The sequence below is a fragment of the Microbulbifer maximicatervae (SeqCode) genome (assembly GCF_052467815.1).
Genome location: NZ_CP174326.1, coordinates 1,400,302 through 1,416,876, shown reverse-complemented (window position 1 = coordinate 1,416,876; position 16,575 = coordinate 1,400,302). Strand labels below are relative to the sequence as shown.

Genomic DNA, 16,575 nt, shown 5'->3' with positions numbered 1-16,575 from the left:
TCTAAATATCCTGCCACAGTTTTACTGTAATTTACGTATCCAGGAATTGGTTACAGTGTAGTATTGAAAATATACTATGAGTCCTAAAGATCGTGCTCCGATCCACAAAAACAAGCTGAACCATATGCCTGTATTCCCCCAATCCCTTGTAAACCACCAGGCGGGAAAGAAAACCAGTACTGAGGCTATAAACATAGTATTACGCATATCGCGACTTTTCCCAGCACCGATAAAAACACCATCGAGCTGATAACTCCAAACCGCTAATAAAGGTAATGCACAGAGCCACCAATATACCTGTTCCGCTTGGTGGATTACTGGTTTGATATCTGTAAATAAGGATAAAATCAAGGGTTTCCCTGAAACTAGTACCAGCGTAATCAGGACAGCGCTTCCCAGGGCCCACAAACCTGCACTGCGAACGGTATTTCTGAATAGAGTCGTTGATCTCTTTGCTATAGATTCCCCAACCAAGGCCTCGGTAGCATTAGCAAAACCATCCAGGGCATAGGAAGTCATCATTAATAACTGTATAAGAATAGCATTTGCAGCAAGTACATTATCACCTTGGGCTGCCCCTTGGGCAGTAAAAAAAGTGAGTGTTAGCAAGAGCAAACAGGTTCTTATAAATAATTCTGTATTTATCTTTAAAAGATTGATCCATGGGGATGAATCGATCCAGGGGAGAAGTTTCTTCTGCCCAATTTCTTTGCGTATATAAGACCAGATATCAACATGAACCCTGGAAAGAAGATATAGACCCAGTAGAAATGCAAAAATATCAGCGAGTACCGTTGCCGCTGCTGCACCTTTTGCCCCTAGGCCCAGGCCAAGAATAAATAGGAAATCGAGGGCTATGTTCAGTAGATTGGCAGCGAAAAGTATATATAGAGGCGCACGGCTATCTTGTCGACCAATAAAAAAACCCAGAATGGCAAAGTTTGCCAGAGCCAGGGGGGCAGATAACAGACGTATTTGTAGGTAGGCCAGTGCGTGGGGTTGTGCTTCCTGACTGGCATTCATCCACTCAACGATATAGTAGATTAAAGGAGAGGCAACAATAAACAGAGTGATTCCCAACCCCATGGCTAATACTAGTGCACGTACTAACCATTGAATCCCAAGATCTGTACTCCGAGCCACCAGTCCGGTAGTACCCATGCGCAGAAACCCAAATGCCCATAAAAGCATCGACATTACGCTAGCCCCGATAGCTACACCGGATAGGTACTCTGCAGATGGAAGGTGACCAAGAATTGCGGTATCTACTATCCCGAGTAAGGGCACTGAAATATTACTCAGTATCATTGGCCAAGCCAGATTCCAGACGCGAGACATAGGTTGGGATTCAAGTTTTGTAGAAGAAGGCATAAGTCATAACAACTAACGGATAGATTGGCTTCTAGCCGAAATCGGAAAAAGAAAAGCTGTGCAGGTGGATTCTACCAATGGTGTCAGTACAGAGCTGATAAGTTACTTTTCCTAAATCGGTCTCCCAATACTGCTATTAGCAATTCATTTCATAACGCTTACAAAATCGAAACGAAATATTTGGCGGAAAAATCATTTTGATTGAGTGTAGATAGTACAGGATTCTGTATTGATCTGCCTGACAATCCTCAAGCTTATTGAAACTAATCTGTCTTGGTTGTGTGAAGCAGTCAGAATTTAGTATTAGAGATTAAAAATTGTTGTCAATCTGTGTAAAAGCAATCAGGGGCACTTGAACCCGAGGATTTATACTTCTCGTGGCAGCATTATTAATGCTTGATTAGTTGTCATCTTTCACCAAATAAATTGCCATGTCTCTATTTGGAGCGACTTTTTTTCTACTTGTGGAAAAGTATCCTATCAAAGTGGTTAAATTTATTTGTTAATCACCGAATTTTTTCACAAAGCGACAACGTTATTCAAAAATGATCCCGATTGACTTTTTCTTGTCGATGTGTTCCTTTTGTACCTGCAGTAGTTGCGACAAATAAAGAAACTGGTTGTTGGTTGTACCTTTCCGGACGACGACATCTGGAGTAAAAAATCTTTTACTAAGAATAACAAGTTGCACTGACGGCAGTAACGCGAGGTGGTCTCCTCGCCCAGTGTATGTAGTCTTGTGTTACTACAGTATGTCCACAAATTTTGTGTGGAATTAATCCTGTTAGGCAGTTGATACAGGTAAAATTCGCTTATCCGTGAAGGCCAGTGGCCAAAATAAAAATTACGGGTTTCTCTGAGAGACCCGCAACCACGGAGATCTGTAGGCGATGTTGAAAGGCTTTGATCGGCTGTTCGCCTTGCTGGCTACTTCGCTATCTGCACAAGCGGTGTTAGCGAATGAGCAGGACGTTGAGCGCTGGGGGGTTAATATGCCCCAGGGGGTGACAGAAGTCGCCCAGACCACCTACGAGCTACACATGCTGATCTTTTGGATTTGTGTGGCTATAGGGGCATTGGTGTTCAGCATCATGTTTTACAGCATGTGGCGTCACCGCAAAAGTAAGGGATACCAAGCGGCCCAATTTCATGAGAGCACGGTTGTGGAGTTGGTGTGGACTATTATTCCCACTGTCATCCTGATTCTGATGGCGATTCCGGCCACCAAAACACTCTATGATATTTACGATACTGAGGAAGAAGATCTCAATATCGTAATCACCGGTTATCAGTGGAAGTGGAAATATGAATATCGGGGCACTGATGTTTCATTCTTTTCCAGCTTGTCCACTCCCAAAGCTCAAATTGATAACCTCCAGCCTAAGGGTGCCAACTACCTCCTAGAAGTCGATGAGCCCCTGGTTGTTCCTATCAAGAAAAAAATCCGCTTCCTGATAACTGCCAATGATGTGATACATGCTTGGTGGGTCCCAGATCTAGCCGTTAAAAAAGATGCAATCCCCGGTTTTATCAATGATGCCTGGACGCGTATTGAGGAGCCGGGAATATATCGCGGACAGTGTGCTGAATTGTGCGGAAAAGACCATGGATTTATGCCTATTGTTGTGAAAGCTGTGCCACAGGCTGAATACGATGCCTGGTTGAGTTCTCGTGCAGCAGAAGCCATGAAAATGCGTGAACTTACAGCGAAGACATTTACCTTCGAAGAGCTTTTTGCTCAGGGTGAAAAAGTCTATACACGCACATGTGCCGCCTGCCACCAGCCGAACGGGCAGGGAGTACCCGGTGTATTCCCGGCGATTGCTGGATCAAAAATTGCTACCGGTCCCCTCAATGGCCACTTAGATATCGTTATCGATGGTTCTACGGTAAACCCCGCAATGCAGGCTTTTGGTGAGCAGCTATCAGAAGTGGATCTGGCTGCGGTAATTACTTACCAGCGAAACGCTTTCGGCAATGAGATGGGTGATACCGTCCAACCCGTAGATATCCTCAACTTCAAGAATAAGCAGTAAGCGCCCGGAGGAATTTAAGAATGGCACATGGTCCTCAGCCCGGTATAAAGCGTTGGCTCTATACGACCAACCACAAAGATATAGGCTCTATGTATTTGTGGTTTAGTTTTGCGATGTTCCTGCTCGGCGGATGTATGGCATTGGTTATACGCGCTGAATTATTCGAGCCCGGTTTGCAAATTGTACAGCCGGAATTTTTCAATCAAATGACCACTATGCATGGTCTGATCATGGTATTTGGTGCAGTTATGCCGGCTTTTGTGGGGTTGGCTAACTGGATGATACCAATGATGATTGGTGCGCCAGATATGGCACTGCCAAGAATGAATAACTGGAGTTTTTGGATTTTGCCCTTTGCTTTCGCAATGTTGGCATCGACCTTATTTATGGAAGGAGGAGCACCTAATTTCGGCTGGACATTTTATGCGCCACTTTCAACGGAATATGCACCACCCAGCGTAACCTTCTTCATTTTTGCCATTCATATTATGGGTGCCTCGTCCATCATGGGTGCGATCAACATTATCGCTACCATTTTGAATATGCGTGCTCCTGGTATGACCTTGATGAAAATGCCGTTGTTTGTATGGACCTGGCTGATCACTGCTTACCTTTTGATTGCCGTAATGCCGGTGTTAGCCGGAGTAGTGACCATGATGTTGATGGACATTCATTTTGGCACAAGTTTCTTCAGCGCAGCCGGTGGCGGTGATCCGGTTTTATTCCAGCATGTGTTCTGGTTCTTTGGGCACCCGGAAGTTTACATTATGATTTTGCCGGCCTTTGGCATTATCTCTGCAATTATTCCCACCTTCGCTCGTAAGCCTCTTTTTGGATACAGCTCCATGGTATATGCCACCGCAGCAATTGCATTCCTGAGCTTTATCGTATGGGCGCACCATATGTTTACTGTGGGAATGCCGATTGCTGGTGAGCTGTTCTTTATGTATGCCACAATGCTGATCGCTGTACCTACAGGAGTGAAAATCTTTAACTGGGTTTCTACCATGTTCCGGGGATCCATGACGTTTGAAACCCCGATGCTTTTTGCAATTGCATTCATCATCCTTTTCGCCATCGGTGGATTCTCTGGTCTGATGCTAGCGATTGCGCCTGCAGACTTCCAATATCACGATACGTACTTTGTGGTTGCCCATTTCCACTATGTGCTGGTTCCTGGTGCAATCTTCTCAATTACTGCTGGTGTTTACTATTGGTTGCCCAAATGGACTGGCCATATGTATAGCGAAGTTATGGGCAAGGTACATTTCTGGCTGGCATTTATTGGTCTCAATGTAACTTTCTTCCCAATGCACTTTGTTGGCCTGGCCGGTATGCCACGTCGGATACCTGATTACGCACTGCAATTTGCGGATTTCAATCAAATATCCAGTATCGGTGCCTTCCTATTTGGCGCTGCACAAATAGTATTTTTGTTTAATGTGGTTCGAACTGTAATGGGCGGGAAAAAAGCATCTGATCAGGTTTGGGATGATCCTGAAGGACTGGAATGGACGGTTGCTTCCCCGGCCCCATATCACACGTTTAGTACGCCACCGGTTGTACGTTGACCTATGAAAGTTGGAGCAAATGCAAAGGTAACTATCAAGCTGCTGGCCGTGGCGACCAGCATGCTGGTATTTGCAATTTTCATTATGCCGCCTATTTACGATGTCTTCTGTGAAATCACAGGGCTCAATGGTAAAACCGGTGGTCGTTATGAAGCTGTGCCAGCTGCGGTTGATAAAAATAGGCTGGTCACAGTGCAATTTGTGGCAAACAATAATGAAAATATGCCATGGGAATTTCGCCCGAGTGTGATGTCTTTGAAAGTACACCCTGGAGAAATTAAAGATACTGTTTTTATTGCAGAAAATAAGACATCTAGGGATATGGTTGGTCAGGCAATTCCCAGTATGGTTCCTTTCAAAGCTGCTGAGTACTTTCATAAAACAGAGTGTTTTTGCTTCAACCAGCAAGAATTAAAAGCGGGAGAGACTGCAGAATTACCACTACGTTTTATTGTGGATCCAGATCTTCCCGCAAGTGTTAATACTGTAACGCTTTCCTATACGTTGTTTGATGTAACGGAAAGGTTTGCCAATAAAACCGATAAGAATGATATCGACCCCGAGCGAGAGGGATAAAAATTATGGCTAGTGAAAGCAGTTATTACGTGCCCGAACAATCCAGGCTGCCAATTTTTGCGACGATAGGTCTATTCCTAATAGCGTTCGGCGCAGCAAATTGGATTAATGGAGGAAGCTCTTATATTTTCTTCACCGGTGCGTTAGCGATGGCCGCAGTTTTGTGGTTTTGGTTTGCTGCCGTAATCAAAGAGAATATGGCAGGGCTCAACAGTGAACAGTTAAAGAGATCATATGTTTGGGGGATGGGCTGGTTTATATTTTCTGAGGTGATGTTTTTTGCTGCGTTCTTTGGAGCACTTTATTACATACGCAATTTTACAGTTCCCTGGCTAGGTGGTGAAGGTGATCGTGGAATTTCCAATATGCTTTGGGAGGGATTCGAAAGTAGCTGGCCCCTATATGTGACTCCTGACGCCGCAGCAAACGGAGAAACGGCAAAATTTATGGGGCCTAAAGATGTGATAGACCCATGGCACTTGCCACTATGGAACACCATCATACTTCTCACCTCCAGTGTAACTGTACACTTCGCACATGTTTTCCTGAAAAAGAATCAAAGAAAAAATTTCAATATATTACTGGCAATCACTGTGGCATTGGGTGGGGCGTTTATTTTTCTACAAGGTAAAGAATACTACGAAGCCTATCAACACTTGGGGTTAACACTTGAGTCAGGAATCTATGGTACAACATTCTTTATGCTGACCGGATTTCATGGTGCCCATGTCACACTCGGTACAATTATGTTGTTGATCATGTTGTTAAGGTCTGTGATAGCCAATCATTTTAGACCTGATGATCACTTCGGCTTTGAAGCAGCAAGTTGGTATTGGCATTTTGTCGATGTAGTTTGGGTCGGGCTGTTTATATTTGTATATGTTCTAGGTGCTTAATGTGGGCAAGGCTTTCTATCGTATAAATAGAAAGCCTTTGTTTTCTTAATATTTATCAGCCCAAGGTGCCGTTTTTGCCAAAATGCCACTTTCAAAGCCGTACCAAATGGCAAGAAGTAAGAGTGACGCTAGTAGTATTCTAATACCTAATGCGTAGAGTGTGCGCTTGGATTGAGGTGTTCCCATATCTCTAAGTAGAAAAAAAAGTGCACTTGAAAGACTGGCAAGTACGGAAAGGAATAAGACAACAATAACAATCTTCAGCCACATTTTATTATTTTCCATTATTTATGTAGTTGCGCATGATAGTAGATATTCCATCAGCTTCTGCGAAAGATATCAGTTTACCACTGATTCGCAATTGGCCCATCACGATATTTTCTCTGGGTGCATTCATCCTGTTTATCTTTTTGGGATTGTGGCAGCTTGATAGGGTAAAGCAGAAATTCGAACTTATACAAAAGGTAGAGAGTAGGCTCTCTCTGCAACCGCAGGAAATCTCAAATCTAAGTTCTTATCAAGAGTATGCGTCTGTAACTTTAGCGGGAGTTTTTCAGAAGGAAATATATTTTCTGGATAACAGAACCAGAAACGGTCGTGTTGGCTATGAAGTACTACAAGTATTTTCAACAGAAAGTACTGATTGGCTTGTCAATAGAGGTTGGATTCCCTCTACTGGCGACCGAGATAGCTTACCTGAAATAACAGCTTCACTTGATGTGAAATCACTTCAGGGCTACTTATACCCCATCGATACTGAATCCTCCTCGAGTGTTAGTCTAGACCCGGTTTTTAATAATAGAATTCAACAAATAAATTCAAATTTCATTGAGACTATAGGCTTAGTTAACAATGGATGGTCGATCCGTTTGTTTGCGGATTCAGGTGCAGCTTTAATTACTGATTGGAATTTTTTCAATAGTGGCCCTGAAAAACATCAAGCGTATGCTTTCCAGTGGTTCACGATGGCAATAGCTGTCTGGCTTTTATGGGCTTATTCAGCCACAAATATTATTTTTAGATTACGTCGTAGATTGAGTAGAAGTTTGAAAAAGGAGTTTTAAAATGAAACCAAAAAGTCAGCCAGTTTCACCTGAAAGAGATCTGAGTAAAAGGAAGCCAGCGAATAAACTCATTCAGGGACTCTCAGTGCTAGCATCCGTCGTACTTCCAATTACGGCTGCCTATATTGTTTATTATACAGGCTTAGGCATGCCTAAAGAGACGATTAATCAAGGTGAATTATTGCAGCCTCCATTTGATATCACTGAAATCAAAATCACCTTTCAAGGACAGCAGCAGTCCCTGGCACAAGAGGGTGAATCAAAATGGCGCTATCTAATATTAAGTGACAGTGATTGTGGCAAAGATTGTGAAGATCTTTTGTATATAAGTAGGCAGGTTCATATTCGGCTGGGGGAAAAAGCTCATAGGGTTGAGAGGCTACTCGTGGTTGGTGATAGTTTGGATGAAAAACGACAAGAACAAATACAAACTGAGCATCCGAAACTAAAAATAGTGAATTTGGATGATGAAAACTTTAAGCAGTTGGTACAGAAAACTGATCATGACGGTGTGACTTCAACCAAGGCATTGCTGGTTGATCAGGAGGGTTATGCAATGATGGCCTATGATCGGCAGCATAGCGGAAACCAATTACTTAAAGATATAAAAAGATTATTGAAGTACTCCTACGAGCAATAAGATTAGTATTCGGAGATTTTCAGTAGTGTCTAAACAAGAAACCCCTAAGAATTGGCGACATATCATTACCTGGGCGGCCTGTATACTAGCTGTCGTAGTTGTTGTTCTAGGTGCATTTACTAGACTGGTGGATGCTGGTTTGGGCTGTCCAGACTGGCCTGGATGTTATGGTCATCTCACCTGGCCGAACGATATAAAAGAAATTAAAACGGCCAATATGATTTTTCCGGACTCTCCGGTAGATGTTAGTAAAACTTGGCCGGAAATGGTTCATCGATACTTTGCAGGAACTTTACTTTTATTCGTTGTATTACTCACTTATCTTGCTTGGAGAGATCGGCAAGCTCCAACCTTTAAGCAAACACATATTCTTTTAATTATTATTATACTGCAAGCTGCTTTTGGGATGTGGACGGTAACCTTGAAGCTTTGGCCGCAGGTAGTAACTGCTCATCTATTAGGTGGAATGGCAACATTATCTATGTTGTGGATTCTCTGTGAAAGGTTGGCTGATAAACCTAGACAATTACATGGGAGGTATTTACCGGGAATAAGGCGATTACGGCTACTTGCTCTGACTGCAGTTGCAATAGTAATTCTGCAGATTGGACTTGGCGGTTGGACCAGCTCTAATTACGCAGCTTTAGCCTGTCCAGATTTTCCAACTTGTCATAACCAATGGTGGCCACAGGCAAACTTTGTAGAAGGTTTTAATATTTTTCAACAAATTGGCCCAAATTATTTAGGTGGTGCATTAGAGAATGATGCACGTACGGCCATACATCTTGCCCATCGTATTGGAGCACTGATTACAACAGCAATTGTACTTATTCTTTCAGTTTTAGCTTGGAGATATGGATTGAGAGGTTGGTCATTATGGCTTACCGGGGTACTACTTCTTCAAGTCAGCTTGGGAATAGCAAATGTTGTTATGTCTCTACCATTAGGGATTGCTGTGGCACACAATGCTGGTGCAGCTCTTCTACTTCTTAGTTTGCTAACTTTTTGTTATCGAATATACACAATGAATGCCGTCATTATAAATAAACAAGAGGTAGTCGATGTGGAAGTAATAGAGCGGGGAGAAGGTTTAACTACCGTATCCAATCTTAATTAGATACTAAGCGTATATAAATATAAAAATAGGTGCGAATATGGCCATAAACTCCACGGGAATACATCAAATTCAATGGCGGGACTACTATGAGCTTACTAAGCCTCGAGTAGTTATGCTTATGCTGTTAACTTCTGTTATTGGAATGTTTTTAGCTGTTCCAGGAATGGTGCCGCTAGATATTTTAGTATTTGGTAATTTGGGAATTGCATTTTGTGCGGGTAGTGCTGCGGCAGTAAATCATTTAGTTGATCGTCATATTGATACAAAAATGGCTCGTACTAGCAATCGCCCGATTGCGAAAGGACGGGTTGAGCCAACTAAAGCTATTGCTTTTGCTCTTAGCTTGGGCGTGACGGGGATGTTTATCCTATTGGTTTTTGTAAATTCCCTTACCGCTTGGCTAACCTTAATATCTCTTCTCGGATATGCGGTGATTTACACCATGTTCCTGAAACGCGCCACACCACAAAACATTGTTATAGGTGGGCTTGCAGGAGCCGCTCCGCCCTTACTGGGATGGACTGCGGTTACTGGGGAAGTGCATGGGCATGCATTGTTGTTAGTATTGATTATTTTTGCTTGGACTCCTCCACATTTTTGGGCCCTTGCCGTACATAGAAAAGAAGAGTATGCAAAAGCTGATATTCCTATGTTACCGGTTACGCATGGAATACCCTATACAAACCTAAATATAGTTTTGTATACCTTTATTTTACTGGCCGTTAGCCTATTGCCCTTTGCTACCGCGATGTTTGGGTGGTTATATTTGCTGGGTGCTGTCGTACTTGGGTTTGGTTTTGTTTATTGGAGCTTTGTAATGCTCATTGGAAAAAACCCCAATGCTGGTATGGAGACTTTCAAATATTCGATAATTTATTTAATGGCACTATTTTTTATCATGCTATTAGATCATTATTTAATTGAAGTGTGAGGGAAAAGTGGAAAATCAATATTCTGCCATCGATAAACAGAAACGTGGAATTAGAATTACCGTTATTGTTCTTTTAGTATTGATTCTTGCTGTGCTTGCAGGATTCATACATAAGCTCGGACAGCCTCGTATTATCACTGATGAGGAGCTTAGAATTAATGGCACTGTAAAACTGCAGAGACCAAGAATCATAGAAGATATACAATTATTGTCTGATGACAGTAGAGATTTCTATACCAAAGACTTTCAAGGTAAGTGGACTCTGGTATTTTTTGGGTTTACCCACTGTCCAGATATCTGTCCAACAACTCTATCTACACTTAATAATTTTTATAAAACTTTAGACGAAAGTACCAGAGCATCTACAGACGTAGTACTCGTCTCGGTTGACCCAAGTAGGGACAAGCCGGAGCAGTTGGGGCAATATGTCCGGTATTTTAATTCTGAATTTCGTGGTATTACCGGTGATTTTTTTAAGCTGAAGAAATTTGCCACTCAGCTAAATGTACCTTTTAATAAAGTTTCTCTTGCTGAGGGCGGTTATACTATCGATCATGGGTCTCAAGTTGTATTAATTAATCCTAGAGGGCATTATCACGCTTTTTTTAAGGCACCTTTAGATCCTGCAAAAATGAAGTTGACCTATCGTTCAATACGAGCGACCTTTAATGGATAGTGAAGGAATCGTATGAGCTATTGTTATCAAATAAGATATTAATTCTGGGCCAATCGATGCAAAATGAAGTTGCTGCTTTAAGGAGAAGAAGAGATCAGACACCATCTGGTATGGTGAGTCCTTGGGCTGCACCTATCTTGCTATCACTTTGTTTCATTCCTTTCGGCTGGAGTGGGCTGATAGCCCCCGTAATCTGGATTTTTCTGCGGGCAATTGAGTCTACTAGCGGTTGGTCAAGAGCGCTGTCTTTTCTTTCTGTAGCTCTTTTAATGCTTATATCGGGATTAAATTTGCTTCCCGGCAGTGAACGTGTCCAAGTATTAGCGCCCTATACAGATACAAGTGGTAATCTTATCTATGCCAGTATAAACAGCGGTAAAGCAATTATTTCTATTGCTTTATTGGCTTTTATGTTGCGCATGAAGCAGACCTTCCGTTTTACGGACTTACCCTATCTTTTATTGGCTATATTTACTCCCATTGCATTAGGTCTACTCCTGTATACACCTTCGATAAAATTTACTGGCACTATCGCCGTTGCAGCAATGATTAACTTAGTAATTGTTTGCATTTCTGAGGAGGGCTTCTTCCGGTGGATATTACAGCGGGGTAGCGAAGAGCTACTAGGGCGCTGGCGCTGGTTGTCCGTACCAGTTGTAGCTACGGTATTTGTGCTTCTACATGGAGGGTGGTCAACAGATATCTCCGCAGTGCTATTATTGATAGTCGCTTCAATCTGTTATGCATTGATTTGGACATTGCGACAGAATTTTTGGATATGCGTAATGGCGCATTGGGGGGTAAATCTTTTGCATATGCTTTTGCTACCTTACCCGTTACCCGGCTAAGCTATACATCATCTAATTTTGGTCATTGTTTTAATGTTACCCCTAAGATTCAGCCAATCTGCAGCTATAAGAAAGACAACGATTTAATCTTTGTGGATTAACGAATCAAATTAATGTACTTAAGAAATGTGGCTCTAGATGAACATCATCTATCGTGAATTTTGCAGATATATTCATACAAATAGGGAGATTGTCATTTGAAAAATTATTTTTTAGTTGGAACATTATGTGCACTAACTTGCAACCCTGTATTTGCAGGTGAAGGTAAAGATCTAGCTCAAGAACTGGTTCAAGAGTATTTGATTGTTGATGGACATGTGGATGTTCCCTATCGTCTCGAACAAGCTGAAGAAGATGTTGGGATTAGTACGGATAAGGGAGACTTTGATTACCCTCGAGCTAAAGCAGGTGGACTAAATGCCCCTTTTATGTCTATTTATGTTCCAGCAGAAAAGGAGGATGAGGGTATTGCCAAATCTTATGCAGATACTTTGATTGATAAAGTAGAGGCAATGGTCAAACAGCACCCGGATAAATTTGCAATACCTAAGTCAATAAATGATCTACAAAAGCAAGTCAATGCCGGCTTAATTTCTTTACCCTTGGGTATAGAGAACGGGGCTCCTATTGAGGGGGATCTTACCAACTTAAAGTACTTCTCTGATAGAGGGGTGAGGTACATTACCTTAGCCCACTCAAAGAGCAATCATATCTCTGATTCCTCGTATGATAAAAACAGGCCTTGGGAAGGTTTGAGTGCTTTTGGAAAGCGCTTGGTACGAGAGATGAATCGGATGGGAGTAATGATCGATATTTCCCATGTGTCGGATGCGGCTTTTTGGCAAGTTATTGATTTATCTGCTGTTCCTATTATCGCTTCACACTCTTCGGCAAGGCATTTTACGCCGGGATTTGAACGAAATATGAATGATGAAATGATAAAAGCATTAGCCGATAACGGTGGCATTATCATGATTAACTTTGGCTCCACATTTATCAGTAAAGAATCACTGAATTCATACCGTGAAATAAGTGAGTTGGTTGATATTTTTGCTAAGGAAAAAGGCTTGTCCAAAGATGGTAAGGAAGTGGAGGAATACACTGACAAGCTTTCCCGTGAGAAGTTTATCTTTGCGAAATTAGATGATGTTCTTAATCATTTCGATCATATCCGAAACCTGGTAGGAGTTGACCATATTGGCATCGGTTCAGATTTTGATGGCGTCGGAGATAGTCTGCCAATCGGTTTAAAAGACGTCTCAGAGTACCCACACTTGGTTGAAGGACTACTAAAACGTGGATATAGCAAGCGAGATATTAAAAAAATTCTGGGTGGAAATTTAGTCAGAGTTTGGCAAGCTAATGAAGCTTATGCCAAGCGCCATAAAGGTTAGGCACCTAATCTTCGAACTTAGCTAGACTGCACTATTCTGTTATTAGTGTTCGAGCCGATGAAGCCCGTTCTTATACTATTAGCGAAGTCTTTAATTTTGGCCGATTATTTTCGATCCAAAAAGTTACGATTGATAGTGGGTTGGACTGGAATACTGATTTCCAGTGTATTCTTTCTGTGGGGTATTTTGGGGTTTATTACTTTTATTCCCTCTATGTTGGATGTTTTTGGTGTACTGGGATTGCGGATTCCTGCAGGTATAACTATCTTCGGCTTGCTAATGGCAGCGCTTGGTTTCTGGAAATTTGATGAAGATTAGAGGATGTGGTGCGTGTTAAAAGTATCAGATTTCTTTATCTTGGTGGCGGTTTTAGTCTCTCTGGCACTGTCAGCCGGCTTGTGGTTTAACGGCTATAAGGAGCAGGGCATTTTTACCGCACTTTGGGTTCCCACTATTCTGACGTTGGGTATCTATTTCAAAGTGACAGCTTTGCTAGCCCGCAGGAATTAGACGTGCCAGAAATCTACCTATTATTTATTGGAGTGGCAGTTTCGCTTTTTGAATTGGTTGGTATTTTGCTGGGAATTCGCGAGTTTCGAAAGGCTGGAGAAGAGATGGCTAAACAACGCATTTCATTTGAGGTCGCAGCAAATAAATCTAGAAGGAATGGAGTGGAAAAGTAATTATAGGTCAAGTACCTTAATAAATGCGAAACAGAAAGGGAGGCTAAAGGTCTCCCTTTCTGTTTTTGGTTAATAACAAATACTAGAAACTGTAAGTCATCTTGCCGTAGATAAAGCGGCCACGGGGATCATGCTGTGACTGCACGTAACCATATAGGTCCGCATTACCATCACCGATTGCGAAAGGTGGCTCTTCATCAAACACGTTATCCGCGCCGAGGCTCAAAACCATACTCTCGAAGCCGGTATAACGGGCCTGCATATTCATGGTCAGGAAGGAGTCTACAGTGCGGGAATTATTGGTGTCATAGTCGAGAGTCCCGTCGAAATTGATGTCCGGGGTATCCTCAAATTCACCAATGTAGCTGAGCCCGGCGCTAAATCCGAAGGTGTCAAAGGTCCAGTCAGCGGTAGCGTTCCATCGGTGTTGTGGATACTCGTACTCGCCAGCCAGGTCGCGGGTTATAAATGCATCTCCGCTGGAGTTCAGTTCAACACGCTCAAATTCAGCCAGGTAGGAGTAATCCAGCCGCAGACCAAGCTCACCACCTACTAACTCGAATCCACTGTAGACGATACTAAGGTCTACACCTGATACATCCTGTTCGCCGATATTGGTGAAGCTGCTATCGATAGACTGCAGGGCGCCTAGGGTTTCGCCTTCTAGCGGTGTATCGCGACGGCAGACGGTGCTGTCTTGATCCCAGCAGTAAAGGCTGTAGATATAGCCAAAGGGTACTTCATCAATCTTGCCTTCCTGGGTGATATTCCAGTAATCGATAGAGAGTTGCAGATCTTCTATGGGCTCGTACACAGCGCCGATGTTGAAGGATTCAGACTCCTCAGCATCTAGATCCGGGTTACCGGAGAAAATAATGGTGTAATCTGTGCTTGCGCAGTAAGCATCATTAACTTCACAGCCGTAAGTATCCACAAAGAATAGTGATTCTTGGGATGGGCCGAGGCCTACCTGAGCCAGTGATGGTGCACGGAAGCCCGTGCCCCAGGAGGCGCGCAGAGACAGCTGGTCGGTTGCCGTCCACAGCAAGTTCGCCATTGGGTTGGTGGTGCTGCCAAAGTCGCTGTAGTCATCGTAGCGAGCAGCTACAGTCAGGTCGAACCTGGCGGGAAGAGGAATGGCAACTTCGACATAAGCTGAGGAAATATCCCGGCTTGCACTGGCGGATACTGACTCAGTACCGAAGATCAGGCCACGCTGGAACTGGTCGTCAGGAATATCGGAAGCCTTCTCCTCCCGGTACTCCAAACCCGCAGCCATGGCAATGGTGCCACTGGAAGTGTCAAATAAATCCCCATTGACTGATAAGTCATAGCTGGTCAGTTCAGACTTGCCTTGGCGCACCAAGCTGGTAGTAATGGCATCGATCACAGAATCCGGGTTCTGAACCCCTCCAAAGGGATTGTAATTACCGGCATCAATCTGTTCTTGTAGGAGGTCCGTACGCACCCAGCCCTGGGAGCGATCTCCGGTCTGCGTGGATTCGCTGCGGGAGCGCTGTACGGAAGCTTCCCAGTCCCAGTCGGCTATAGAGCCGCGTAGGCCGAAGACACCGCGTAGGTTGTCGGTTTCGATATCCCACTGGCGGGCGCCGGCATCTACAGTGCGATAGCGGTAGATATCTACATCTTCTCCGAATGGGTTATTGGGGTGGTCAGCCAATACATAGAGACCTGCATCGCCGTCCAGTGGGGTGGGTGCACCTTGGGCTACGGAGGTATTGTGCTGAACAGCGATCTCGCTAAAGAATTCTACGCTCTCGGTTAACTGGGTATGGCCCAGCATTAATAGGCCTGTGCGCTCAGATTCTGGAGTGAGCAGGGTCCAGGGGCCGTAATCATAGACACAGACTTCTCCCGTATCGCGTTCATCTGGGCAGTCTGGATCGGGAACAATAGTACCATTGACACTAAAGCTTCCGGGGTAGCCCCTAGATGAACGGAAATCCATTCCACCGCGGCTGGACTGGTTAGCAGTGTCCAGGCCACTGCGCTCGGTACTGGATAGGCGGCTATTTTTATGGTGGTCGAAAATAACAGTCAGGTTTGAGTCATCCCCATTGATGCCCCAGACGGCAGACATGGATTGCTCGTCGTAACCATCGGCACCACCGTAATCGACAGATACCTCAGTGCCTTCAAAGTCTTTGCGTAATACCAGATTGACCACACCAGCGACGGCATCGGAACCATAGATTGCTGAGGCGCCATCTTTTAGGACTTCTACCCGTTCAATTGCCGCTAAAGGCACACTATTGATGTCCACAAAGTTGGTGGTGATGCTCTCGGCAAATGCACTGATAGCTACTCTTTTGCCATTCACCAGTACTAAAGTGGCATCGGCGCCCATGCCGCGGAGGCTCACTGCGGCAGCTCCGTTGGCCGTAGAGTCCTGATTGTTGCCTCGGGTTGAGAAGGTACCATTACCGGCGGCTGGGTTTTTCTCAAAAAGTTGCTGCAGGTTGGTGTAGCCGGATCTTTCGATTGCGTCGCGATCCATTACCTGGATTGGTGTCGCTGTTTCAAATTCAGCGTTGCGACTAATGCGAGAGCCTACAACCGCTACTTCTTCCATCGCCTGATCCTCGGCGGCAAAAAGTGTTTGCGGGCTAGTGGCAGCGGTTGCCGCCACTATGGCTGTAGTTAATACCTTGCGACGAAGAGAGAATTTTTCCATATCGTTGTGCGTCCATTTTTTTTGTCATTATTGGTGACCGTCCTAAAGAGGCTGGTCGTCGGGCAACACTAGCAACG

Annotated in this window: 17 protein-coding genes; 14 read left to right on the top strand and 3 right to left on the bottom strand. The window is 43.8% G+C overall.

What is annotated here, in order from left to right; translation table 11 throughout:
- Nucleotides 1-21: 21 nt before the first annotated feature.
- Nucleotides 22-1,308, bottom strand: a complete 1,287-nt coding sequence (locus tag ACJJIW_RS06110; RefSeq protein WP_444936914.1) for an MATE family efflux transporter — start codon at nt 1,306-1,308, stop codon at nt 22-24.
- A 953-nt stretch (nt 1,309-2,261) separates the two neighbouring features.
- On the opposite strand from ACJJIW_RS06110, the gene coxB reads away from it, so the two are divergent.
- From coxB to ACJJIW_RS06090, 4 genes are read left to right on the top strand one after another with little or no spacing between them, the layout of a single operon-like run.
- On the top strand, nt 2,262-3,407 hold the full coding sequence (gene coxB / locus ACJJIW_RS06105; protein ID WP_282930525.1) for a cytochrome c oxidase subunit II: 1,146 nt from the start codon (nt 2,262-2,264) through the stop codon (nt 3,405-3,407).
- A 20-nt stretch (nt 3,408-3,427) separates the two neighbouring features.
- Nucleotides 3,428-4,978 carry a cytochrome c oxidase subunit I gene (ctaD, locus tag ACJJIW_RS06100; RefSeq protein ID WP_282930524.1) on the top strand — a complete coding sequence of 517 codons (1,551 nt, stop codon included), beginning with the start codon at nt 3,428-3,430 and terminating at the stop codon, nt 4,976-4,978.
- 3 nt (nt 4,979-4,981) lie between these two features.
- Nucleotides 4,982-5,554, top strand: coding sequence for a cytochrome c oxidase assembly protein (locus ACJJIW_RS06095; RefSeq protein ID WP_282930523.1), 573 nt, complete (start codon nt 4,982-4,984; stop codon nt 5,552-5,554).
- 5 nt (nt 5,555-5,559) lie between these two features.
- Nucleotides 5,560-6,450 (top strand): cytochrome c oxidase subunit 3, encoded by an 891-nt coding sequence (locus ACJJIW_RS06090; RefSeq protein ID WP_282930522.1) that lies wholly within the window; start codon nt 5,560-5,562, stop codon nt 6,448-6,450.
- Nucleotides 6,451-6,495: 45 nt separating this feature from the next.
- Here the strand turns inward: ACJJIW_RS06090 and ACJJIW_RS06085 are convergent, their stop codons facing one another.
- On the bottom strand, nt 6,496-6,720 hold the full coding sequence (locus ACJJIW_RS06085) for a DUF2909 domain-containing protein (protein WP_413663912.1): 225 nt from the start codon (nt 6,718-6,720) through the stop codon (nt 6,496-6,498).
- A gap of 32 nt (nt 6,721-6,752) precedes the next feature.
- On the opposite strand from ACJJIW_RS06085, the gene ACJJIW_RS06080 reads away from it, so the two are divergent.
- From ACJJIW_RS06080 to ACJJIW_RS06035, 10 genes are all read left to right on the top strand, one after another.
- Entirely contained in the window at nt 6,753-7,514 is a 762-nt protein-coding gene (locus tag ACJJIW_RS06080) for an SURF1 family protein (RefSeq protein ID WP_444936913.1), read from the top strand.
- Nucleotide 7,515: 1 nt separating this feature from the next.
- Nucleotides 7,516-8,154 carry a redox-active disulfide-containing membrane protein gene (locus ACJJIW_RS06075; RefSeq protein ID WP_444936912.1) on the top strand — a complete coding sequence of 213 codons (639 nt, stop codon included), beginning with the start codon at nt 7,516-7,518 and terminating at the stop codon, nt 8,152-8,154.
- Nucleotides 8,155-8,179: 25 nt separating this feature from the next.
- Nucleotides 8,180-9,271 carry a COX15/CtaA family protein gene (locus tag ACJJIW_RS06070; RefSeq protein ID WP_444936911.1) on the top strand — a complete coding sequence of 364 codons (1,092 nt, stop codon included), beginning with the start codon at nt 8,180-8,182 and terminating at the stop codon, nt 9,269-9,271.
- Nucleotides 9,272-9,308: 37 nt separating this feature from the next.
- Nucleotides 9,309-10,202 carry a heme o synthase gene (gene cyoE, locus ACJJIW_RS06065; RefSeq protein WP_444936910.1) on the top strand — a complete coding sequence of 298 codons (894 nt, stop codon included), beginning with the start codon at nt 9,309-9,311 and terminating at the stop codon, nt 10,200-10,202.
- 7 nt (nt 10,203-10,209) lie between these two features.
- Nucleotides 10,210-10,878 (top strand): SCO family protein, encoded by a 669-nt coding sequence (locus tag ACJJIW_RS06060; protein ID WP_413663917.1) that lies wholly within the window; start codon nt 10,210-10,212, stop codon nt 10,876-10,878.
- 56 nt (nt 10,879-10,934) lie between these two features.
- Nucleotides 10,935-11,726, top strand: a complete 792-nt coding sequence (locus tag ACJJIW_RS06055; protein ID WP_282930516.1) for a CPBP family intramembrane glutamic endopeptidase — start codon at nt 10,935-10,937, stop codon at nt 11,724-11,726.
- 197 nt (nt 11,727-11,923) lie between these two features.
- Nucleotides 11,924-13,120: a dipeptidase gene (locus ACJJIW_RS06050; protein WP_444936909.1), complete on the top strand. Its 1,197-nt coding sequence runs from the start codon at nt 11,924-11,926 to the stop codon at nt 13,118-13,120.
- Nucleotides 13,121-13,177: 57 nt separating this feature from the next.
- On the top strand, nt 13,178-13,438 hold the full coding sequence (locus ACJJIW_RS06045) for a hypothetical protein (RefSeq protein ID WP_444936908.1): 261 nt from the start codon (nt 13,178-13,180) through the stop codon (nt 13,436-13,438).
- A 12-nt stretch (nt 13,439-13,450) separates the two neighbouring features.
- Complete coding sequence (locus ACJJIW_RS06040; protein WP_282930513.1) at nt 13,451-13,630, top strand: hypothetical protein; 180 nt, start codon at nt 13,451-13,453, stop codon at nt 13,628-13,630.
- Nucleotides 13,631-13,632: 2 nt separating this feature from the next.
- Nucleotides 13,633-13,803, top strand: coding sequence for a hypothetical protein (locus tag ACJJIW_RS06035; protein ID WP_282930512.1), 171 nt, complete (start codon nt 13,633-13,635; stop codon nt 13,801-13,803).
- Between the two features lie 82 nt (nt 13,804-13,885).
- Here the strand turns inward: ACJJIW_RS06035 and ACJJIW_RS06030 are convergent, their stop codons facing one another.
- Entirely contained in the window at nt 13,886-16,498 is a 2,613-nt protein-coding gene (locus ACJJIW_RS06030) for a TonB-dependent receptor (RefSeq protein WP_444936907.1), read from the bottom strand.
- Nucleotides 16,499-16,575: the final 77 nt, after the last annotated feature.

What these genes read in the sequence shown, in the direction of transcription:
- ACJJIW_RS06030 (WP_444936907.1), bottom strand. Translation starts at nt 16,498, where the DNA reads ATGGAAAAATTCTCTCTTCGTCGCAAGGTATTAACTACAGCCATAGTG.
- ACJJIW_RS06090 (WP_282930522.1), top strand. Translation starts at nt 5,560, where the DNA reads ATGGCTAGTGAAAGCAGTTATTACGTGCCCGAACAATCCAGGCTGCCA.
- ctaD (WP_282930524.1), top strand. Translation starts at nt 3,428, where the DNA reads ATGGCACATGGTCCTCAGCCCGGTATAAAGCGTTGGCTCTATACGACC.
- ACJJIW_RS06085 (WP_413663912.1), bottom strand. Translation starts at nt 6,720, where the DNA reads ATGTGGCTGAAGATTGTTATTGTTGTCTTATTCCTTTCCGTACTTGCC.
- ACJJIW_RS06075 (WP_444936912.1), top strand. Translation starts at nt 7,516, where the DNA reads ATGAAACCAAAAAGTCAGCCAGTTTCACCTGAAAGAGATCTGAGTAAA.
- ACJJIW_RS06110 (WP_444936914.1), bottom strand. Translation starts at nt 1,308, where the DNA reads ATGATACTGAGTAATATTTCAGTGCCCTTACTCGGGATAGTAGATACC.
- ACJJIW_RS06055 (WP_282930516.1), top strand. Translation starts at nt 10,935, where the DNA reads ATGCAAAATGAAGTTGCTGCTTTAAGGAGAAGAAGAGATCAGACACCA.
- ACJJIW_RS06045 (WP_444936908.1), top strand. Translation starts at nt 13,178, where the DNA reads ATGAAGCCCGTTCTTATACTATTAGCGAAGTCTTTAATTTTGGCCGAT.
- cyoE (WP_444936910.1), top strand. Translation starts at nt 9,309, where the DNA reads ATGGCCATAAACTCCACGGGAATACATCAAATTCAATGGCGGGACTAC.
- coxB (WP_282930525.1), top strand. Translation starts at nt 2,262, where the DNA reads ATGTTGAAAGGCTTTGATCGGCTGTTCGCCTTGCTGGCTACTTCGCTA.
- ACJJIW_RS06095 (WP_282930523.1), top strand. Translation starts at nt 4,982, where the DNA reads ATGAAAGTTGGAGCAAATGCAAAGGTAACTATCAAGCTGCTGGCCGTG.
- ACJJIW_RS06080 (WP_444936913.1), top strand. Translation starts at nt 6,753, where the DNA reads ATGATAGTAGATATTCCATCAGCTTCTGCGAAAGATATCAGTTTACCA.